Genomic DNA, 17,251 nt, shown 5'->3' with positions numbered 1-17,251 from the left:
TAATTTCATTACGATTTAGCCAGATCGATCCTCGCTTTATAATCCATCAGATCGTTGAACCGAATCCGGTAAGACTTACCTACCTTCCGGTGTAGAATTTCCCCTAATTCAATCGCCGCGACCAATACCGCATAAGGAATATTCAATAAATCCGCAGCCTCACGAGCAGAAAGTTCGGCATGTTCCGCAAAAGTCTTAGCCCATTCCGGTGATAAATTCATGTTGTTTTTAGATCGGTGTGAGTAGAACTTTAGCATCAAAGTTTGCAATCGAGATCTGCCAATCCTTCATTAGTTTCTGCCAAATCGAACCCCTCTGAGTCGAAGGAGCCACCAAAAGGTTTTAGATGGCAAGTTTAAACCCCGCACTATTCTTGTGTCCGCCGCCTCCATAAAGTTTAGCTATCTCCGAACAGTCAAAGTCCGGTACAGAACGGAGGGAATAAGAAATACTCGACTTCCCTCTCAACCAGCTAGCCACAACGGGATAATCGGGGTACTCTTCGAGCATTTGGTGACACAGATCGGAAACGATATCGTAATTGGAGCAATTAATTAGCGGGATTTTAGCTCCAGTTATCCATGCTCCAGTCGGGGCTTGATAAGGCGGGAGATTGTCTAGATAGACGTGCTTTAATAAACCCTGAATTTCCTTAGTTTGGTATCTCAAAATAGTCTTACCATCTTGCCGTAACTGCTTTAAACCTTCGGGCGTAAGTAATTCAATCCAGAGGTCGAATTCTTGCGGGAGTAATTGCAATCCGGCGGCAATTTCGCCAGTACCCTCTAATTTCCATTGCCACAGATCGCGGTCTTGAATGTACCTAAATAGGTCGGGAATCGGTCGCTCTGGATGAAAGTATTCCCAGCTAATCATCGCGCCAGATCGATTCATATCGAATAGGGCACCGCGTAATCCCAGTAGTGCTTCTTGGGCTGTTTTATGGTGGTCGAGAGTGATGACTTGAGTGTGTCGTTCTAACAGTGATTCCATCACCTGTCGCGGGTAACTAAAGTCGAGAATATAAACTTCTGAACCTGGTTCCATTTCTGGTGGGTCTTGTTGATGTTTGACACCGATATATTCGGATTTGTCACCAAATTTCAAGTAAGCGGCGAGCGCACTGCCAAATCCATCGGGACAGTTATTATGGTAGAGAGTATGTGCGACCCGAAAGGCGCACCAAAGAGTGAGTCCCTTAGAAAGGCTCCAGTCTAGTAGTCAAGACTGTACCCGCTCAAAGGTGCGTTGCTGGTAACGGCAACGTATCACAGCTAGAGGGTTAAATGTCTGCTGCGAATCGAATCATACGAGGAAACAACGGGCTAGGGTAAGACGTACATGGTTAACATTTTGTGAACTTGCATTTTAGACTTCGTTATATCAAAATAGCCAACGATGATTAGGCTATCTCAGGGTTAAGGTCAAACACCCAGATTTTGTTTGACAAAAGAATTAACTTCATACTTCAGTTAATTTGGACTACCATATACCCTCGGAGTATAGCAGGAACCTAAATACGTCGCATCTCAACGGTGTGAAACGGGGCAATCCCCATTAGTTCTTTAATTAACAATTGAAGTAAGCTAACCGCAAGGAAAGCTGAACTACTAAGGGGGAAGAGGATGTTGAAAAAGCGAATGCCATTGCTCGAAAGGGAACAGGAAAAAGCTCCAATGCTAATAACTGGATGGATAGGGCAATACCCAACTTGAAAGGGTGCTGACTTCAACAGGTGATTCAGTCTAGATGTTCAAAGTAAAAGAACCGAACTTAATCAGAAAAGCTAGATGCAACAGATAACTGATGTAAGCGTAACGATTGAGAACAGCGACTGGCATAACGTCAACTGGCGGAAATCTAATCGCATCGTTAGGCAATTGAGACAGCGAATATTTAAGGCAACTCAAAATGGTGACATCAAAAGGGTACGCTCGTTACAGCGGTTAATGCTCCGTAGTTATTCTAACGTCTTACTCTCCGTAAGGAAAGCGACACAAGATAACCAAGGAAGAAAGAGCGCAGGGGTAGACAGGGTTTTAGTCAAGACACCCTTACAAAGGATGAAACTAACTAATGACCTAGCCATGAATAACAATGATTGGCAACCAAAACCTACCCGACGAGTATACATACCTAAATCAAACGGAAAGAATAGACCGCTAGGCATACCAACCATTAGAGATAGGTGTCTCCAGGCAATCGTCAAGAATGCCCTAGAACCTTACTGGGAAGCCAAGTTTGAAGGGTGTAGCTACGGTTTCCGCCCAGGTCGGAGCGTCCATGATTCTATTTGCAAAATCTATTCAGCTACACGTCCTAATAAGACGAAGAAATGGATAGTAGATGCCGACATCAGCGGATGTTTCGATAACATTGACCATAATAATCTGATGAAATCAATCGGGAATTTTCCCGCTAGAAGATTAATCAGTGCGTGGCTCAAATCAGGTTACGTGGATGGTAACACATTCCAACGAACCGAATCTGGAACCCCGCAAGGGGGGATTAGTGCGCTGCGAAGCGTACAGTGGTAATGCTCTAGGTGAGCCAAAACAACCACGAGATAATACCTACCTCAAGGTATTAAGGCTGACCCAGCAGGCAGGGGACAATGAGTGAGAACCTGTTTGAAGCCTGGGGAACAAGGGACAAAATGCTGGCACTCTGTTACAGCATGAGGTTTCGAGCCTGAGTCTAGCTATGACTACGAGAGGAATCCTTGTCCGAAGCACCGTCACCTTGGACACGCTGATAAACAACAGAGATGGCGTGAGACAACAGGTAAATCAGTGTTCGACGCTACTGATGAAAAAGTCTGTTTATTCGGACTGAACTGCTCTGGTTATAGAGGTATAAACCATCGGCTGTTGTCGCGGATACTGGGTCTGTATCCGATTGGTGTAAAGAGGAAGTCTAAGGCTAGACAATCACGTACCACTGTATGAACGTAGGAAGCACGATAACTGGTCGATTGAGACTGGGTTAGCTGCAACTGAAGTAGTTATCGTGTGGCAGAGCCATCGTAGTAGTCCGAGCCAGAAAATAGTCTGGTACATGGCGAAGGATGGCAGTCATTGTTAGAGATAAGTTAAGGGAACTAGAGAGGACTAAAACGTATGTCCGATATCATCAAAACCCAACATAGTCTCGCCATCAAGGCACAGCATCAAGCAGAACATCAGTTCGACGATCTGTATCGACTCATTTGTCGAGAGGATTGGATTAGAACCGCCTTAACAGCCGTACTCTCCAATACAGGAGCTAAAACGGCAGGGATAGACGGCATTACAAAAAAGACGCTCGCAGCGGAATCAGCCAAAACTGAATTCGTGAATGCGTTACGGACGGAATTACAAACCAAACAATTCCGACCGATGCCAGTCCGTCGCGTTTACATCCCCAAATCAAATGGTAAACAACGACCGCTAGGTATTCCCACACTCAAGGACAGAACAGTCCAAATGTTGTTGAAGATGGTGTTAGAGCCAATCTATGAAAGTGACTTTCTGAACTGCTCCAATGGTTTTCGACCACAGCGCAGAACTCAAGATTGCATCGCCAGATTAGATAGCTACATTAACCGTCGCAACAAATACTATTGGGTAATTGAGGGAGATATCAAAGCGGCATTTGACAGTATTCATCATCAGATACTGCTCAAAATCATGGCGAAAAGAATCGCCGATAATCGTCTCCTGAAACTGGTAGAAAGTTTTCTCAAAGCGGGAATCATGGAAGGTCATCTGTTCAAACATACCGATATCGGTACACCGCAAGGTGGTATTTGTTCGCCGCTTTTGGCGAATATTTACTTGCACCAATTAGATCTCTATTGGTGGCAGAAATATGGCAACCTCGACCGCAAAGAGAAAGAACGTCGCCGTACCAGACATCAAGGAAATTGTGCTTTAATCCGCTATGCAGATGATTGGTTATTACTGACCAATGGCAGCAAAGCAGAAGCGATGAGACTCAAGGAAGAATTTAGCATCTTCCTCAAAGAAGAACTCCAACTTGAATTGTCGCTGGAAAAAACGCACATTACCCATGTTAATGATGGTATTGACTTCTTAGGTTTTCACATTCAACGCTATGTCAGCGGACACGACCGACCTAAAATGTTGGTCACACCTGCATTGAAAAACATTAAGAAGTTCAAACAGACCATTAAGGAGATGACCAAGCGAAAATGGTTTCAAGATTCCCCCTTGTTGAAATTCTCTGCCCTGAATGCAGTTTTAAGAGGGTGGATTAACTATTATCGTCACTGCAATGTTAAAGATATAGCCAAAGATTTAGACTTTTGGGTCAATCAACGACTATTTCGCTGGCTTTGTAAACGGCATAAGTTATCCCCCAAACACATCATCAAGATGTATAAACTGCGCGAGGATGGTCGGAGATTTAACTTGGGTATTCGCAACGGTGACAAGATTCTTTATCTCTATCGCTTGAGTGATTTACCATTAACTAAATATCGTTCTCGCTCTCCCGAAAATCCTTATATTCAGGGAGAGTATCGGACAGGGGTGCCACTAGCCGACCAACCTTTATCGGAACAGGTGTGGCTGGGCAACGCCGATAATTCCCAATGGCGCGAGCTGAAGGAGACAATTAAAGCTGAAAGAGGAGCTAAGTGTCAAGTGTGTTCGAGCACGATTAACTTAGATCTACACCACATCAAATCCCGAAAATCAAAGGGTAAAGATGAGGCGGAAAATCTTCAACTTCTTTGTCGTGATTGTCATGTTCAAACGCCTTCGTATGGACGAAGCACGTAACAATGATGGAAAGCCGGATGAGGTGAAAGTCTCACGTCCGGTTTGGGGAGAGGAATGAAGAAACACATAAACTGTAAGGTTTAGAGGTGCGCTTTGTTCCTACTCCATTCTCACCACTTTTAGCCAATATCGCTCTCAATGGGTTGGAGAAACATTTAGGTGTTAAATACAACAACAGAGGCGAAAGTCAAGGTAAAAGAATACTGGTCAGGTATGGGGACGACTTTGTAATACTGTGCGAGTCAGAAGAGGATGCTCTTAAAGCAAAAGAAACCACAGAAGAATGGCTAGGATTAAGAGGTCTGGAACTTTCTAAGGAAAAGACCAAAATAATCCACATTTCCGAAGGATTCGACTTTCTGGGATTCAACATCAGACAATATAAAGTCAACAACACCAAAACAGGATGGAAGCTACTTATCAAGCCTAGTAATAAGTTTGTGAAGGAAGTTAAATCCAAAATTAGGAAAACATTCCTTAAATACCACGGACAAACAGTAGGACTTTTAATTGCTAAAATAAACCCCATCATTAGGGGTATTGCCGAGTATTGCCGCAAGGTAGTATCAAGTGAAATTTTTAGGAATTTAGATGATTACCTATTTACTCGACAAAAAAGGTATGCCAACAGAACCCACCCTAATAAACCAACTTATTGGAAAAAAGGAAAGTACTGGGGTAGACTGAACCTGTCGAGGAATTCCAAATGGGACTTTGGCGATAAAAAGATCGGGGCATACATGCTCAACTTCGCTTGGTTTAAGATCGAGAGATATGCAATGGTAACTAAAACTGCCTCCCCAGATGACCCTAAATTAAAGGATTACTGGGAGAAAAGATGGAGAACCAAAGCTAAGAGTGAAGCCACCAGATATAATAAAGCCAAAGAAAAGGTAGCCAACCTACAAGGATATAAATGTAAGGTTTGTGGGGAATCGCTCTTTAATGACGAACCTATAGACTTGCACCACATTATCCCTAAATGTCAAGGTGGCAAAGACGAAATCAGAAACTTAATCTGGGTTCATCAATATTGCCACCACAAAATTCACCACAAAAAGTGAATTGCTCAAGCCGTGTACTTGGAAAACTTGTAAGCACGGTTTCTCGGGGGGAAAGGGGCAGCAATGCCTCTGACCTACCCTACAAATTTTTGACATAATCACATAATATCTAACGATCGATCGTTTGTTATTTCTCCCACAACAGTAGTGTCTACTTATCAGACAAATACATCAGGCGATTCATCAGTTACACCCCAGGTTTCTTTGACTGGAGTGGTCGAACGGATTACCTTTCATTCTGAAGAAAGCGGCTACACTGTCGCTCGCCTCCAATCGCCCCGCGTTCGCGAATTAACCACGATCGTTGGTAACTTCGCGAATATCCAAGCAGGACAAACCCTCCAGCTCCAGGGCACATGGAAAGAGCATCTTCAATACGGTCAACAGTTTCAAGTTATCAAATATAGCGAAACCAAACCCGCCACACTGACAGGAATTGAGAAGTATTTGGGTAGCGGTTTGATTAAGGGAGTCGGCCCCGTCACCGCCAAACGGATTGTGGCGCATTTCGCGCTGGATACTTTAGAAATTATCGAACAGGATAGCGATCGACTAATCGAAGTTCCAGGCATCGGTAAAAAGCGCGTCAAGATGATTCAACGCGCTTGGGTGGAGCAAAAGGCGATTAAGGAGGTGATGCTGTTCCTTCAGACTCATGGAGTTTCGACGACTTATGCGGTGAAAATCTTCAAACAGTATGGCGAAAAATCGATCGCAATCGTCACGAATAATCCTTATCAACTGTCAGAAGATATCTTTGGGATTGGCTTCCTCACAGCCGATCTCATCGCTCGAAATTTAGGTGTAGATCCCGCCTCTACTTTTCGCTATCGAGCAGGCATCAAACACGTTCTGGGAGAAGCCGCCGAAGATGGTCATTGCTTCCTACCCCAGCCAGAATTATTAACAGCAGCGACGACTAAACTGACAACGCAAGAACACACATCAACCGCAGATGCGGTGTTAGAAGTGTTGAGGACAATGGGAGTGGAACAGGAGCTAATCCTGGAAACAGTGGAAGATGTGCCCTTATATTTCCAACCCAGTTTCTTCTACACCGAACAGAATTTAGCCATTTCGATCCTCAAGCTACTAGAACGACCCCAAACAGTCGATTTACCCCGCGTCCGCAATTGGATCGAACGCTTTACTCAAAGCCACAAAATTACGCTCTCACCCGAACAACAGCAAGCGGTGGAGATGGCGGCGACACAACGGGTAATGATTCTCACTGGTGGCCCAGGTTGTGGTAAAACCTTCTGTACCCGCACCATCGTCGCGCTGTGGAAGGCAATGGGTAAGAAAATTGCACTCGCTGCACCGACGGGAAGAGCCGCTCAGAGGCTGTCAGAAATGGCGGGAATCGAGGCTAAAACCATTCACCGTCTATTAGAGTTCGATCCGGCGACGAGAGGGTTTAAACGGGGTGTCGATGAACCATTACCCCACGATGCGATTGTCGTTGATGAGGCTTCGATGCTGGATCTATTTCTGGCGCATTCGCTGATTAAGGCGGTTCGGACTGATGCCCACTTACTGATTGTGGGAGATATCGACCAATTGCCATCAGTCGGCCCAGGTAGCGTGTTGGGCGATCTGATTAAATCGAGTCGGATTCCAGTTGTCAGACTCACTCAGGTATTCCGTCAAGCCCAATCGAGTGGGATTATTCGCGCTGCTCACCAGATCAATCGGGGGCAATATCCTACTCTGGAAACGATTTCTGATGCGCCTGTGTCGGATTGTCTGTGGCATAGCGGTGGATTCGAGCCGGAACATGGGGTGCAAGCGATTTGCGAGTTGATTCGAGATTTCGTGCCTAGTTTGGGGTTCGATCCGGTTACGGATGTTCAGGTATTGTGTCCGATGACCAGAGGGATAGTGGGAACGCGCAATTTGAATCAGGTCTTGCAGCAGTTACTCAATCCGCCTGCGCTGGAGAAGCCGCAAATTAATCGGGGTGGGGATATGTTGCGGGTGGGAGATCGCGTAATTCAGCTCAAGAACGACTACGAGCGAGAGGTATTCAATGGTGATTTAGGGGTGGTTGGATCGATCGATTCAACCGAGCATGAGGTGATGATTCAGTTCGATAATAGAGAAGTTATCTATGATTATGCTGACTTAAATGAGTTAGGCTTGGCTTGGTCGATTAGCATTCACAAATCCCAAGGTTCGGAGTATCCAGTGGTAATTTTGCCGCTCTACATGCAGCACTATCTGTTGTTGTCGAGGAATTTGGTTTATACCGGATTGACGCGGGCGAAGAAGTTAGCGATCGTAGTAGGATCGAATAAGGCGATCGGGTTGGCTGTCAGGCAAAATCAAGTTGGGAAAAGATATACTCGCTTACCAGCAAGATTAGGCGGAAATACATCATCTACAATCCATCAATCTTAAAATCTACGTCTCTCAATCAATATTTTACCTTTGGGGACAATAAGGCGATCTCCTGACGATAAATGCAACGCCAGTTAGGTATTCATCTCTTTAGGACTTTGCGGACGACTCAATTCAAACATCGAATCGCTATTGACTAGATCGTACCAATTACCACCCATGCGACTGATATAGCTCACCTGAGTTGGATCGATTTCCCCGTTTACCATTAAGTACCGAGCGACATGGAAGTAGACGACTTCGCCGATGACGTAGTTTGCGGAATTTGCATCGTCCCCATGCGAGACGATTTGATAGAGCCGACATTCCATCGCCATCAAACTCTCGGCTACTCGTGATGGACGAACTTTAACTGTGGGTGCTGGAGTAAAACCAGCTCGATCCCATTCACTCACGTCGGATTCAAAATCGATTGAGGCAATATTCACCCGCTCTTGCATTCCTGCGCTGACGACATTAATTGTAAACTCACCCGTGGCTTGAATATTTTGGAGCGTATCCTTGGGCTGTCCGTGGCGATTGGTGAGTGGAGAAAAGGCAACTGAAGGGGGATTGAGTCCACCCGCCATAAAGAAACTAAATGGGGCTAAATTTGGAATGCCATCAGCAGAGATGGTGGAGACAAAGGCAATTGGGCGCGGTGCAACCAGATGGTTGAGCAATCGATAGGCTTCGGTTGGGGATAACTGGGCGCAGTCAAATCCTAAGTAGGGTTGTACGATAGTTCGATCGTGAGGATTTTGTGACATGGGATTTATGAAGGCGATCGCGTGGGACAATTTAGATTGTGAAGGATCGTCGCCTAGTAACGCAAAAGGTTTGCGTTGAAGATTAAAACATCTGATTCAAATTATGGCTCTCACACTGGATTATCCAGATAATTGGTCAGACATTGCCACCACAGTTAAGCAAGCAGCGGGTTATCGTTGTAACCGCTGCGGTTTGAAGTGTTTGCCACCAAACAATAGTTACCGCCATCTCGATCTCTCGCTCAGACGCAAACTTTCGGCGCAAGTCCACCACCTGGATGGAAATCCCACCCAGAATGACAGGTCTAATCTCGTCTGCTTGTGCAGCGGGTGTCATTTAAGAATGCACCGCCATCGTCCTCAGCCGACACCAGGGCAATTATCGTTGAAATTGAAACTACCAAAGGTGCGACGAATGCGCCAGCAGCAACAGAATTTTCAATTGACACTTGCGGATTTAATCGACAGGTTGCCACAATTACCACTGATGTTGCATCAACAACTGGAACTAGATTTAGAAACTAAGTCAGCGGCAGGTCATTAATAAGCTACCTGCCATCTTCTAGGTTAACTCCGATCGCCATTATGAGGTATAGGCATCGAGTTGTTTGAGTTTTTTCTGTAAAGATACTTTCAAGCCCAGTAAGCTCTCCTTCAATCGATCTCGTTGCTCGACTGATAATTCGGCGATCGATTGAGGATTTAAGTTATCGATTTGTCGCTCGATCTTATTAACCTTATCGATTACCGTGCGTCCCGAAGTTGGCGCGATCTTGGCTTTTAAAGCTGATAAAGATAATCCTCGATCTACAACTTCTTCGAGTAGCTCTTGGCGTTGTAACTCATCTTCTACCCGACTCAAAGCCATTGCCTTGGTGTATTCCAATTGCCCTGCATTATAAGCTTGGAGGATATTTTCGGGTAACTTGAGCAGTGGCAGCCTGGAAGTGATAAACGTTGACAAACTAATATCTGGAGCGACTTCTGTAAATACCGATTCGATGACATCCCGATCGCGATCGGCAATCGAAGATTTACCTTCAGCGGCATTCTTGTAACGGTACAAACACTCGATCGTTTCAGCTCGATCTTTTTTGAGAGTCAGCGTCAGTAGGTAGAGCAGTTCTTCAGTGTCGTCGAGAGCGTTCAAATCTTTACGTCGAGCATTTTCAACCCGTGAAAGTTTGACAGCAGTAATATCATCGACATCGGCGATATCAGACGAAATTGCCGTATAGCCAGCTTCGATCGCGGCATCCAATCTAGTTTCCCCAGCAATCAGTCGTAAAGTGCCATCCGGTCGTCGCTGCAACCAAATCGAACCTTTAAATCCATATGTTTTAATACTGTGCAATAATTCGGCAAATTTCTGGGGATCTTTTTCGCGTCTGGACTGATAGGGACGACGCACGATTTCCTCAATCGGCACGAGGGCGTGGGAGATTTTATCTAGTCCGACTCGCTTTTCTAAGCTCTGTCGAGCGTTATCGAGTTCTCGTTCGAGAGCTATAATTCGTTCTTGTGCTTCGAGTAAACTTTGCTGGGTATCGAGTGCTTTAGCACTGGTCGATAAGAATGATGAGACGTTAGGACGGGGTTTGGTAGCCATAGTAATCGTCAGGAAATGGGGGTGGGATTCGAGAAAAACTGCAATTTGCCAGTTCGGTAACAGCTCTTGTTTGAATATCTAACTAAGTTTAAGCGGTAACGGGCAGATTAGAAGATCGATCTTCTAATTGCCAAGGGACGGGATCGGTCAGATTTTAGAAGATCGATCTTCTAACTTACAGGTGTGACTTGAAAAGAGCGTGTGAGTTCGTCAACGATCGGTTGAAAATCCTGGCAAGCAGGATGTTTTGGTCGATACAAGTAGAGCGGTGCCATACCTCGATTCGAGGCATTCTCAAACTCACTCGAAAACCGCACGCTGGGAAAACAGGGTACGGATTGTCCGTCGAGAACGTCAGCAATTTCCTGTCCGAAGGCTTGTTGGTCGGCACTAGTGGCTACCCGCATCGGTACGCCACCGATCAAAGTTGGCGGTGGAGTGAGGTCGAGTGCTTCAGTTTCCATCCGAATCCATTTCAATAGCGAATCGATACCAGAAAGTTTGATCGACATTGGTAATGGGATTAAAATATGCGTAGCTACAGCTAAAGCGGCATAACTGAGCACATCCAGAGAGGCTGGAGAATCGAGGATAATCAGATCGTAGTCGGTCGGATACTTTTTAAATGCTTTTTTGAGAATTAGTTCGCGTCCGGTACGAGTTGGTAGATCTAGTGCGACACCAAGCATCACATCTCCACCCAAACAAGTATCGAAGCGACCTTGAGGATTGCCCCACTCTGGCGTAAAAATCGGGTAATTGCCATCGAAGTTGCGATCGAATAATGCCGCAGTCGTCAGTTCGGGTTTGAGGTCTGATTCGAGTCCGCAAAACCTGGCAAGCGAGCCATTAGTATCGAGATCGATAAATAACACCTTTAGGCCTAGTTGAGCAAATTTATAGCCGATATGAATGCCCAGAGTAGTTTTACCAACTCCACCAGCATTTGCAGCAATCCAGAGAACGATCTGACGAGCGGGCTTAAATGTTTTGATTTTTGGCATGATCGAGATCGGAATTTGCGTTGAGATCGGGGGTCAGCAATTGAATGTTGATAGTCAAGCCAATCATTTTTTCATTAGTTTCAGAGAATTAGCTCAATTAGAAGATCGATCTTCTAATTGAGAGTATCTTACTATCAATTAGCATAATTCTCTTACCAAGTTGAATCTTGACAGAGCACTAATAACTCAATCGCAGATCCTCACTTCGATAGAGAATAGTTCGACCGAGACTCTCGTGATATACAAGAAATGGTTTAGCCACCGATCGAAAGACATGTTTAACTACTCCCACCAATCCTGTTAATGTGTTAACCATCACACCTACAAATAACTCACAATTCAGTGGAGGCCAACTCTCAACCGATGTCTCCACTTCAACAACACTCGATGAAAGAGGTGGAATGTGAGGTTGAGCCATTATAGTTTCGATGACAGACCGCTCCTCAACCGTTAACACGCGCCACAAGTCCATCTTTTGAGAGCGATCGAGGCTAGATCCTAATTCCTCAATCTGCTGGCGAGAACGAGCTGATGCAAGTCGCTCGGCTAACTCGATCGTCCGCTGAATCGCATCCAGATCGGGATGATGTAGAAATTCTAACAGCAGTGCATCGGGTATAGCTGCAAGATTAATCCGCATCTGACGAGCAATCTCCACAACAGACCTGACACCCACATCCCTAACTACAGCAAGATCGCTCTCAATTTCCCAGATCCCGCTCTCCAGTGCGTGGTAGGACACATTCCATGAGGAACCATCACGATCCCTCACCACCCAATCCAATCCATTAGCAGACACCACCTGACAATTAACTAACGCAGCATAAGTCTTTTGCCCAATTTGATGCGAATTTCGTCGCAACTTAGTTCCAATCTCGATCGCACTAGCTGGATCTTTATCGATATCGATTTGGACATTAGGCTCGCAGCTACTTTCAAACTCGCCATCGCCATTACCATTGCTAATATCAGCAATCCCCTCAGACTGAAGGTCGTCTTTGAAGTCTTCAGTACTATAAATGTTCTGAGCTGGCAGATTTTGAGTGTCTAGTATGACAGATGTAGATTGAATGTTGGATCGGTCTTGCTGTAATTCTGATTCCCCGCTTAAAAGTTGTAGATCGAGGATAGATTGACAAAATAGATTGATGCAGTGCAACTGTAATTGGTGATGTAGCAAGGCAATATGAGATTGTTCCACATAAGTTTCATATAGAGAGGGGGTATGGGATAATTCTTTCTGGGATTGGGTTTGAGCGGCTGGGTTTTGTCGATCGTGACGATCTCTAATTGCTTGCATTTCAGTAACAACACTGGTTTGAATGCAATCGGAGGGGGGTGTGGGATTTTCGGCTAAATTAATGTCACATTTGGCTCCTTCAGCTTTAACCCAAAGCGATTTGTATGCTGGCTTATACAATGTATTGCGACTGATGGCTTCTCCAAATAGTTCGAGGGACTTAGTTCGGATCGCGGCGATTTTAGCTCCGACTCGATCGGGAATTTCGGTTAATGCGGCGAGGATGGCATTGAGCCTTTGTTCGGTACGCTTTGCCAGATTCTCGTTATGTTCGTTTCTGTTGGCTTTGATCCGTTTGGCGATAAGATGGGGGTTTAGTCCGCTTCTAGCTGGAAATCCACAGTATTCGACGTAGTAGCCCTGGCGTTCGGTATTTTCGACCCAACCTTTGATTACGGCTTTAATCTCATGTTGGTGGCGGCAATGCTCTTGGTAGCCTGGAGCGGAAAGGATGAGGTCGTAGAGACAATTCTCTAGTTCTTCTCCTTTAAACCCTAGAAATACGACCCCGTAGGCAATAAAATTAGGAAGGAGAGTGTTGGTTTGACCGTGAGCCGTCCAGCCGATCGTTTGGATCGTCAATTCTAAGTTTTCTTTCCACTCACGGGCGACTTCGGTATAATCTTGATGATGATGCTGATATTTGGCGATGCCTGCGTTGCTGGTATATTTGGCATAGCAGGCATCCATCAATCGATTCAGCAGTTCCATGTCTTGAGCTTGAGCCGATTGCTCGGTTCGTGCGAGGAATCCGGCTAACATGCTTTCATGCGTCAGATTCTCGGCACTGAGGATGATGTCGCCATCTTCCGAAAGCAAGAGACTCCCACTATTCGGCTGTAGGGGTACTCGATGTGGGTTATAGTATGTAAAGTGTCCTTTTTCTCCATACGGTTTGGGGTTGGGGAAACATTCGAGTTGTCCTTTGGCAAGCTCGATTCCTGCGTCGATGAGTGTGACGTGGAGTAGGGTGGCGAGGCGAATTGTTGAGACGTTTTTGGGCAAGCAGCCGTAGAGGTGGATGCCTCCGCTTTGGGAACTGCGGATGAGGTCGATTCTAACTATTCCTACTTTTTCTAAAATCTGGCGGATCTTTGGCAGTGCTGTAGGATCGTTGCTGGGATGATACTTACTCCCAAAATCGATGTCGAGCATGAAGTATGTAGTGGTTGTGCCGAAGCTGACTCCTAACAGGCTGAGTTTGTCGCTGTAAAGTTTGACGAATTCGCCACGGGTGAGTCGATATTTTCGGTTGGTGCGCCACTTGGGTTTAGGGGTATTCTCGGCGGTGATGAAGTTAAAGCCGATGTGGAATAGGTTAGATAGTTTGGTGTGAAGTTCTAGGTTAGGTATCATGGCGGCTAGTTAGGATGAGTAACTAGGGCGGTCACGATGCTGTTTTGCAATGGCGGAAGAGTTCTACTTTATCGATCTTGCTTGGGGTCGATGCTCCAGGGGGGAGGCTTCACGATCTCCATCGGTTAGACCTGTGCTGGATCTCTAATTTCTATCCCCCACAAATCGATCGTGGAGTAAGATTAAGTCCAACAGGGGATTACGATGGGATGCCTAAAATCTGTAGGATGGGTATAAAAAATACATTAACACCGAAGATTCCAGATTTTAAAACCGTTGTCACTAAAGGTTTGAGTAGATCGTCAAAGCAGGTTTTTACATTTATCCTGTAGCAACCTACACAGAGATAAGATCTAATGTCTAGAATCTCGAATCCAACATGAAGTAATCACACTACATAAGTCACATGATCTAGCTATTGTAGTACGTAGTTCAAATGGATAATGGGCATCTATGACGATCGTTCAAACCAGTTAGCACCCCAATCGGGCTGAATTAAACTGCGAGCAGATTTAGCTCGCATCTGATAGTACGTTTATACTGCCAAGTGTGAGGTTTGTTAGTAATTTCTGCAACCACAAATAAATTCATAACTGTCGTAAGTCAAGCAAGGTCTGGATTCGATCGCAATTGGCTAGGAATTTCAAAAAAAACTAGATAAATATCCAACTGCATGATAAAGTAGAACTAAGTCGCAGCTTTAAAGATTTAAACCCGTCCGCAAAAACAAGTTGATCTTCAAAGAAGCAAAATAGTATCGTTAGAAAGCTCTCGAACCAAGGTTCGGGGGCTTTCGCCCTATTTGGCTATGGTCATAGGTTCAGTAACAGTGTCGAGTTTACACGATCGGCAAATTCCTCCGCTTGAATAAAGATATTTCCTTATAGTATCGTAAATTGGACATAAAAATTGTAGATAATTGTCAAACATTCTAAATTAGCTTTTCAATACCTCATGAATCAGGGTAAAAAGGGCAGACCCAGAAAAGATCCCGATCGAATAGTTGTTCCACCATCAGTCGAACAACCCGATCGACCTTTAACAGAAAAAGAGTGCAAAGCTAAGTATAAAAAGTTACAACTTTACTATTATTTTACAATTGGACGAGAATACCTTAACTCAAGCACCCTAGCCCATTACGAGCGAGTTAAAATCCTCAAGAAGTTAGAGATTCTAGATAAATTAAATATTCCTCATGTCTTGGGTGGAGAGAAAATTCTTAGTCCAGAAAATTTAACCGATTGGTTTGAGAATTTGTATCGATATCGATTCGAGCTAACAAGATTACGCATCGGGATTACGCGGAAAACTCGGTTAGCATGTGCCGCACAACGGGTAGTTAGGTTGTTCGGACTCGATATAATTTATTTCGATCGAGTAGTGGAAAATGGCCGACTAGAATATCGGTATCGAGGAGCCAGTTTTCATGCTGATGCGGACAGGTGCATCTTAAATGAATGGCTAGAGCGAGATCGACAGGCTGCAATAGCCGAAAGAACGCGCCATGAGTAAATGCTTGCTCGAATGCGCTACGTACAGTCAATCGGATGGAAGCTTTTTTACATCCAAGCGATGGATTGCAGCAAAAATAAGCTTGACATTTATAATACTTGCCAGCAAGCTTATCACGCCAATAGATATCGGAGCAATAGAATTATCAATTTTTGCAGATTTTGCCGATCTATTTACGTATTTACCGAATTTATTGTTGAATATCTTTCTCCACACTTCGTCTGCACTGAGGCAGTTGTGTGGAGGTTTTAGAAATATTTGAGAGATTGAGTAGCTAAATATACAACTCCACGATCGTCAAACTAAGTGTTCGGGCAGATTATATACTTATACCTACTGATTCATAGGCAATTGAGGATAGGTAATCATTGGACTCACAGACAAGATAGTTGGCTTTAATAGTTAGTTTCTCCAGACACAGTTCATCGTTGGCATAGCCGCGCCGCGAGGTAATCGATAACGCAAAGCCGATCGAGGGTGGGTTCAAGCCAAGCAATCGAGCGAGCATCCAAACCTGAATATTTTATTTCAACTCACAGTGGAGATAATTTTTCAATGACACAAAAAAGTTTGGTTATTGATGGAAAAAAAGAAGGAGCTAGTTCTGTAATCCTCTCCGACAACGTTATACTATCGAGTTCTCAAAATGGTTGGAATGATATTGATTTTGAATATCATTACCAGCAAGCTGCCTTTATCCCAGAGCATCAAAATACCGAGCTGGTGATTGCCATCGGTCATAGCCCGATGTTAATTCGGAGGTGGCTTGCTGGTGAATTTAGAGAAGAACATACTCAAGTTGGTGAAATCCAAGTCAATCCGGCTTACTCACCTCAGAGTTGTTCGTGGGAAAGCCCGATCTCATTTTCATTATTGCTGCTCAAATCTACTGAAATCGCCAATGCTACTTTTGACTATGCCGATCCAGACTTAGTAGAAGTACTGCCACATTTTTCTCAGGCAGATCCACTAATCTATGGCATAGCGCAGTCTTTAAAAATGCAGCTAGATCGCAACTATACAGCTAGTAAAATATATCTAGAGTCAATACGTTCGACTGCAATATTTCATATACTGCAAAACTACTCTAATCAAAAAACAACCGATCTTAATGCGTTAGGTGGTTTGACTACGCAAGATTTCAAGAAAGTAATTGACTATATTCACAGTAATTTCAACAAAGACTTTGGGTTGGCTGAATTATCTAATTTAGTCGGACTCAGCAGCCGCTATTTTTCCGAATTATTTAAAACTTCTACTGGCTACTCTCCATTTGATTATTTGCTAAAGTTTAGACTTGCTCAAGCATCAAAACTACTGTTAACTACAAAGCTTCCTATATTTGATGTCGCCCAGCAGACTGGATTCTCTAGTTCTAACAATTTTTGTCGTGCATTTCGCAAGCACTACACTATTTCCCCAAACAAATATAGGCAGGACAATACCCGAAAATAATAACTTTGACGCTCGGTA

At 44.5% G+C, this 17,251-nt stretch carries 13 protein-coding genes; 7 read left to right on the top strand and 6 right to left on the bottom strand.

Features of this window, described 5'->3' with window-relative positions:
* Positions 1–8: 8 nt before the first annotated feature.
* Both CHA6605_RS07895 and CHA6605_RS07890 read right to left on the bottom strand, forming a co-directional pair.
* Complete coding sequence (locus CHA6605_RS07895) at positions 9–221, bottom strand: excisionase family DNA-binding protein (protein ID WP_041547766.1); 213 nt, start codon at positions 219–221, stop codon at positions 9–11.
* 121 nt (positions 222–342) lie between these two features.
* Positions 343–1,107: a hypothetical protein gene (locus CHA6605_RS07890; RefSeq protein ID WP_041547764.1), complete on the bottom strand. Its 765-nt coding sequence runs from the start codon at positions 1,105–1,107 to the stop codon at positions 343–345.
* Positions 1,108–1,790: 683 nt separating this feature from the next.
* Between CHA6605_RS07890 and CHA6605_RS37170 the strand changes: the two genes are divergently transcribed.
* The 4 genes from CHA6605_RS37170 to recD2 all read left to right on the top strand — a co-directional run bounded on the left by CHA6605_RS37170 (position 1,791) and on the right by recD2 (position 8,248).
* Positions 1,791–2,537, top strand: a complete 747-nt coding sequence (locus tag CHA6605_RS37170) for a reverse transcriptase N-terminal domain-containing protein (RefSeq protein WP_086936190.1) — start codon at positions 1,791–1,793, stop codon at positions 2,535–2,537.
* Between the two features lie 582 nt (positions 2,538–3,119).
* Positions 3,120–4,784 (top strand): group II intron reverse transcriptase/maturase, encoded by a 1,665-nt coding sequence (ltrA, locus tag CHA6605_RS07880; RefSeq protein WP_015158954.1) that lies wholly within the window; start codon positions 3,120–3,122, stop codon positions 4,782–4,784.
* A gap of 86 nt (positions 4,785–4,870) precedes the next feature.
* Positions 4,871–5,848, top strand: a complete 978-nt coding sequence (locus CHA6605_RS07875) for a group II intron maturase-specific domain-containing protein (protein WP_086936189.1) — start codon at positions 4,871–4,873, stop codon at positions 5,846–5,848.
* 147 nt (positions 5,849–5,995) lie between these two features.
* The gene (gene recD2 / locus CHA6605_RS07870; RefSeq protein WP_015158953.1) at positions 5,996–8,248 is read left to right on the top strand and encodes an SF1B family DNA helicase RecD2; all 2,253 of its coding nucleotides are present in this window, start codon (positions 5,996–5,998) and stop codon (positions 8,246–8,248) included.
* Positions 8,249–8,322: 74 nt separating this feature from the next.
* Here recD2 and CHA6605_RS07865 read toward each other — a convergent pair whose 3' ends face one another.
* The gene (locus tag CHA6605_RS07865) at positions 8,323–8,997 is read right to left on the bottom strand and encodes a flavin reductase family protein (RefSeq protein ID WP_015158952.1); all 675 of its coding nucleotides are present in this window, start codon (positions 8,995–8,997) and stop codon (positions 8,323–8,325) included.
* Between the two features lie 103 nt (positions 8,998–9,100).
* Here CHA6605_RS07865 and CHA6605_RS32675 point away from each other — a divergent pair, with 103 nt between their 5' ends.
* Positions 9,101–9,541, top strand: coding sequence for an HNH endonuclease signature motif containing protein (locus CHA6605_RS32675; RefSeq protein WP_015158951.1), 441 nt, complete (start codon positions 9,101–9,103; stop codon positions 9,539–9,541).
* Positions 9,542–9,580: 39 nt separating this feature from the next.
* On the opposite strand, the gene CHA6605_RS31440 is transcribed toward CHA6605_RS32675, so the two are convergent.
* The 3 genes from CHA6605_RS31440 to CHA6605_RS07845 all read right to left on the bottom strand — a co-directional run bounded on the left by CHA6605_RS31440 (position 9,581) and on the right by CHA6605_RS07845 (position 14,266).
* Positions 9,581–10,606, bottom strand: coding sequence for a ParB/RepB/Spo0J family partition protein (locus CHA6605_RS31440; RefSeq protein WP_015158950.1), 1,026 nt, complete (start codon positions 10,604–10,606; stop codon positions 9,581–9,583).
* A gap of 170 nt (positions 10,607–10,776) precedes the next feature.
* Positions 10,777–11,610 (bottom strand): ParA family protein, encoded by an 834-nt coding sequence (locus CHA6605_RS07850; protein WP_015158949.1) that lies wholly within the window; start codon positions 11,608–11,610, stop codon positions 10,777–10,779.
* Between the two features lie 178 nt (positions 11,611–11,788).
* A complete protein-coding gene (locus CHA6605_RS07845; protein WP_015158947.1) occupies positions 11,789–14,266 on the bottom strand; it encodes a hypothetical protein in 2,478 nt (825 codons plus the stop codon).
* A gap of 954 nt (positions 14,267–15,220) precedes the next feature.
* On the opposite strand from CHA6605_RS07845, the gene CHA6605_RS07840 reads away from it, so the two are divergent.
* Both CHA6605_RS07840 and CHA6605_RS07830 read left to right on the top strand, forming a co-directional pair.
* Positions 15,221–15,778, top strand: coding sequence for a hypothetical protein (locus CHA6605_RS07840; RefSeq protein WP_015158946.1), 558 nt, complete (start codon positions 15,221–15,223; stop codon positions 15,776–15,778).
* A gap of 555 nt (positions 15,779–16,333) precedes the next feature.
* Complete coding sequence (locus CHA6605_RS07830) at positions 16,334–17,233, top strand: helix-turn-helix domain-containing protein (protein WP_015158944.1); 900 nt, start codon at positions 16,334–16,336, stop codon at positions 17,231–17,233.
* Positions 17,234–17,251: the final 18 nt, after the last annotated feature.

Source organism: Chamaesiphon minutus PCC 6605, assembly GCF_000317145.1.
GTDB lineage: Bacteria > Cyanobacteriota > Cyanobacteriia > Cyanobacteriales > Chamaesiphonaceae > Chamaesiphon > Chamaesiphon minutus.
The sequence above is the reverse complement of the archived record's forward strand: the minus strand, read 5'-3'. Positions and strand labels throughout refer to the sequence as shown.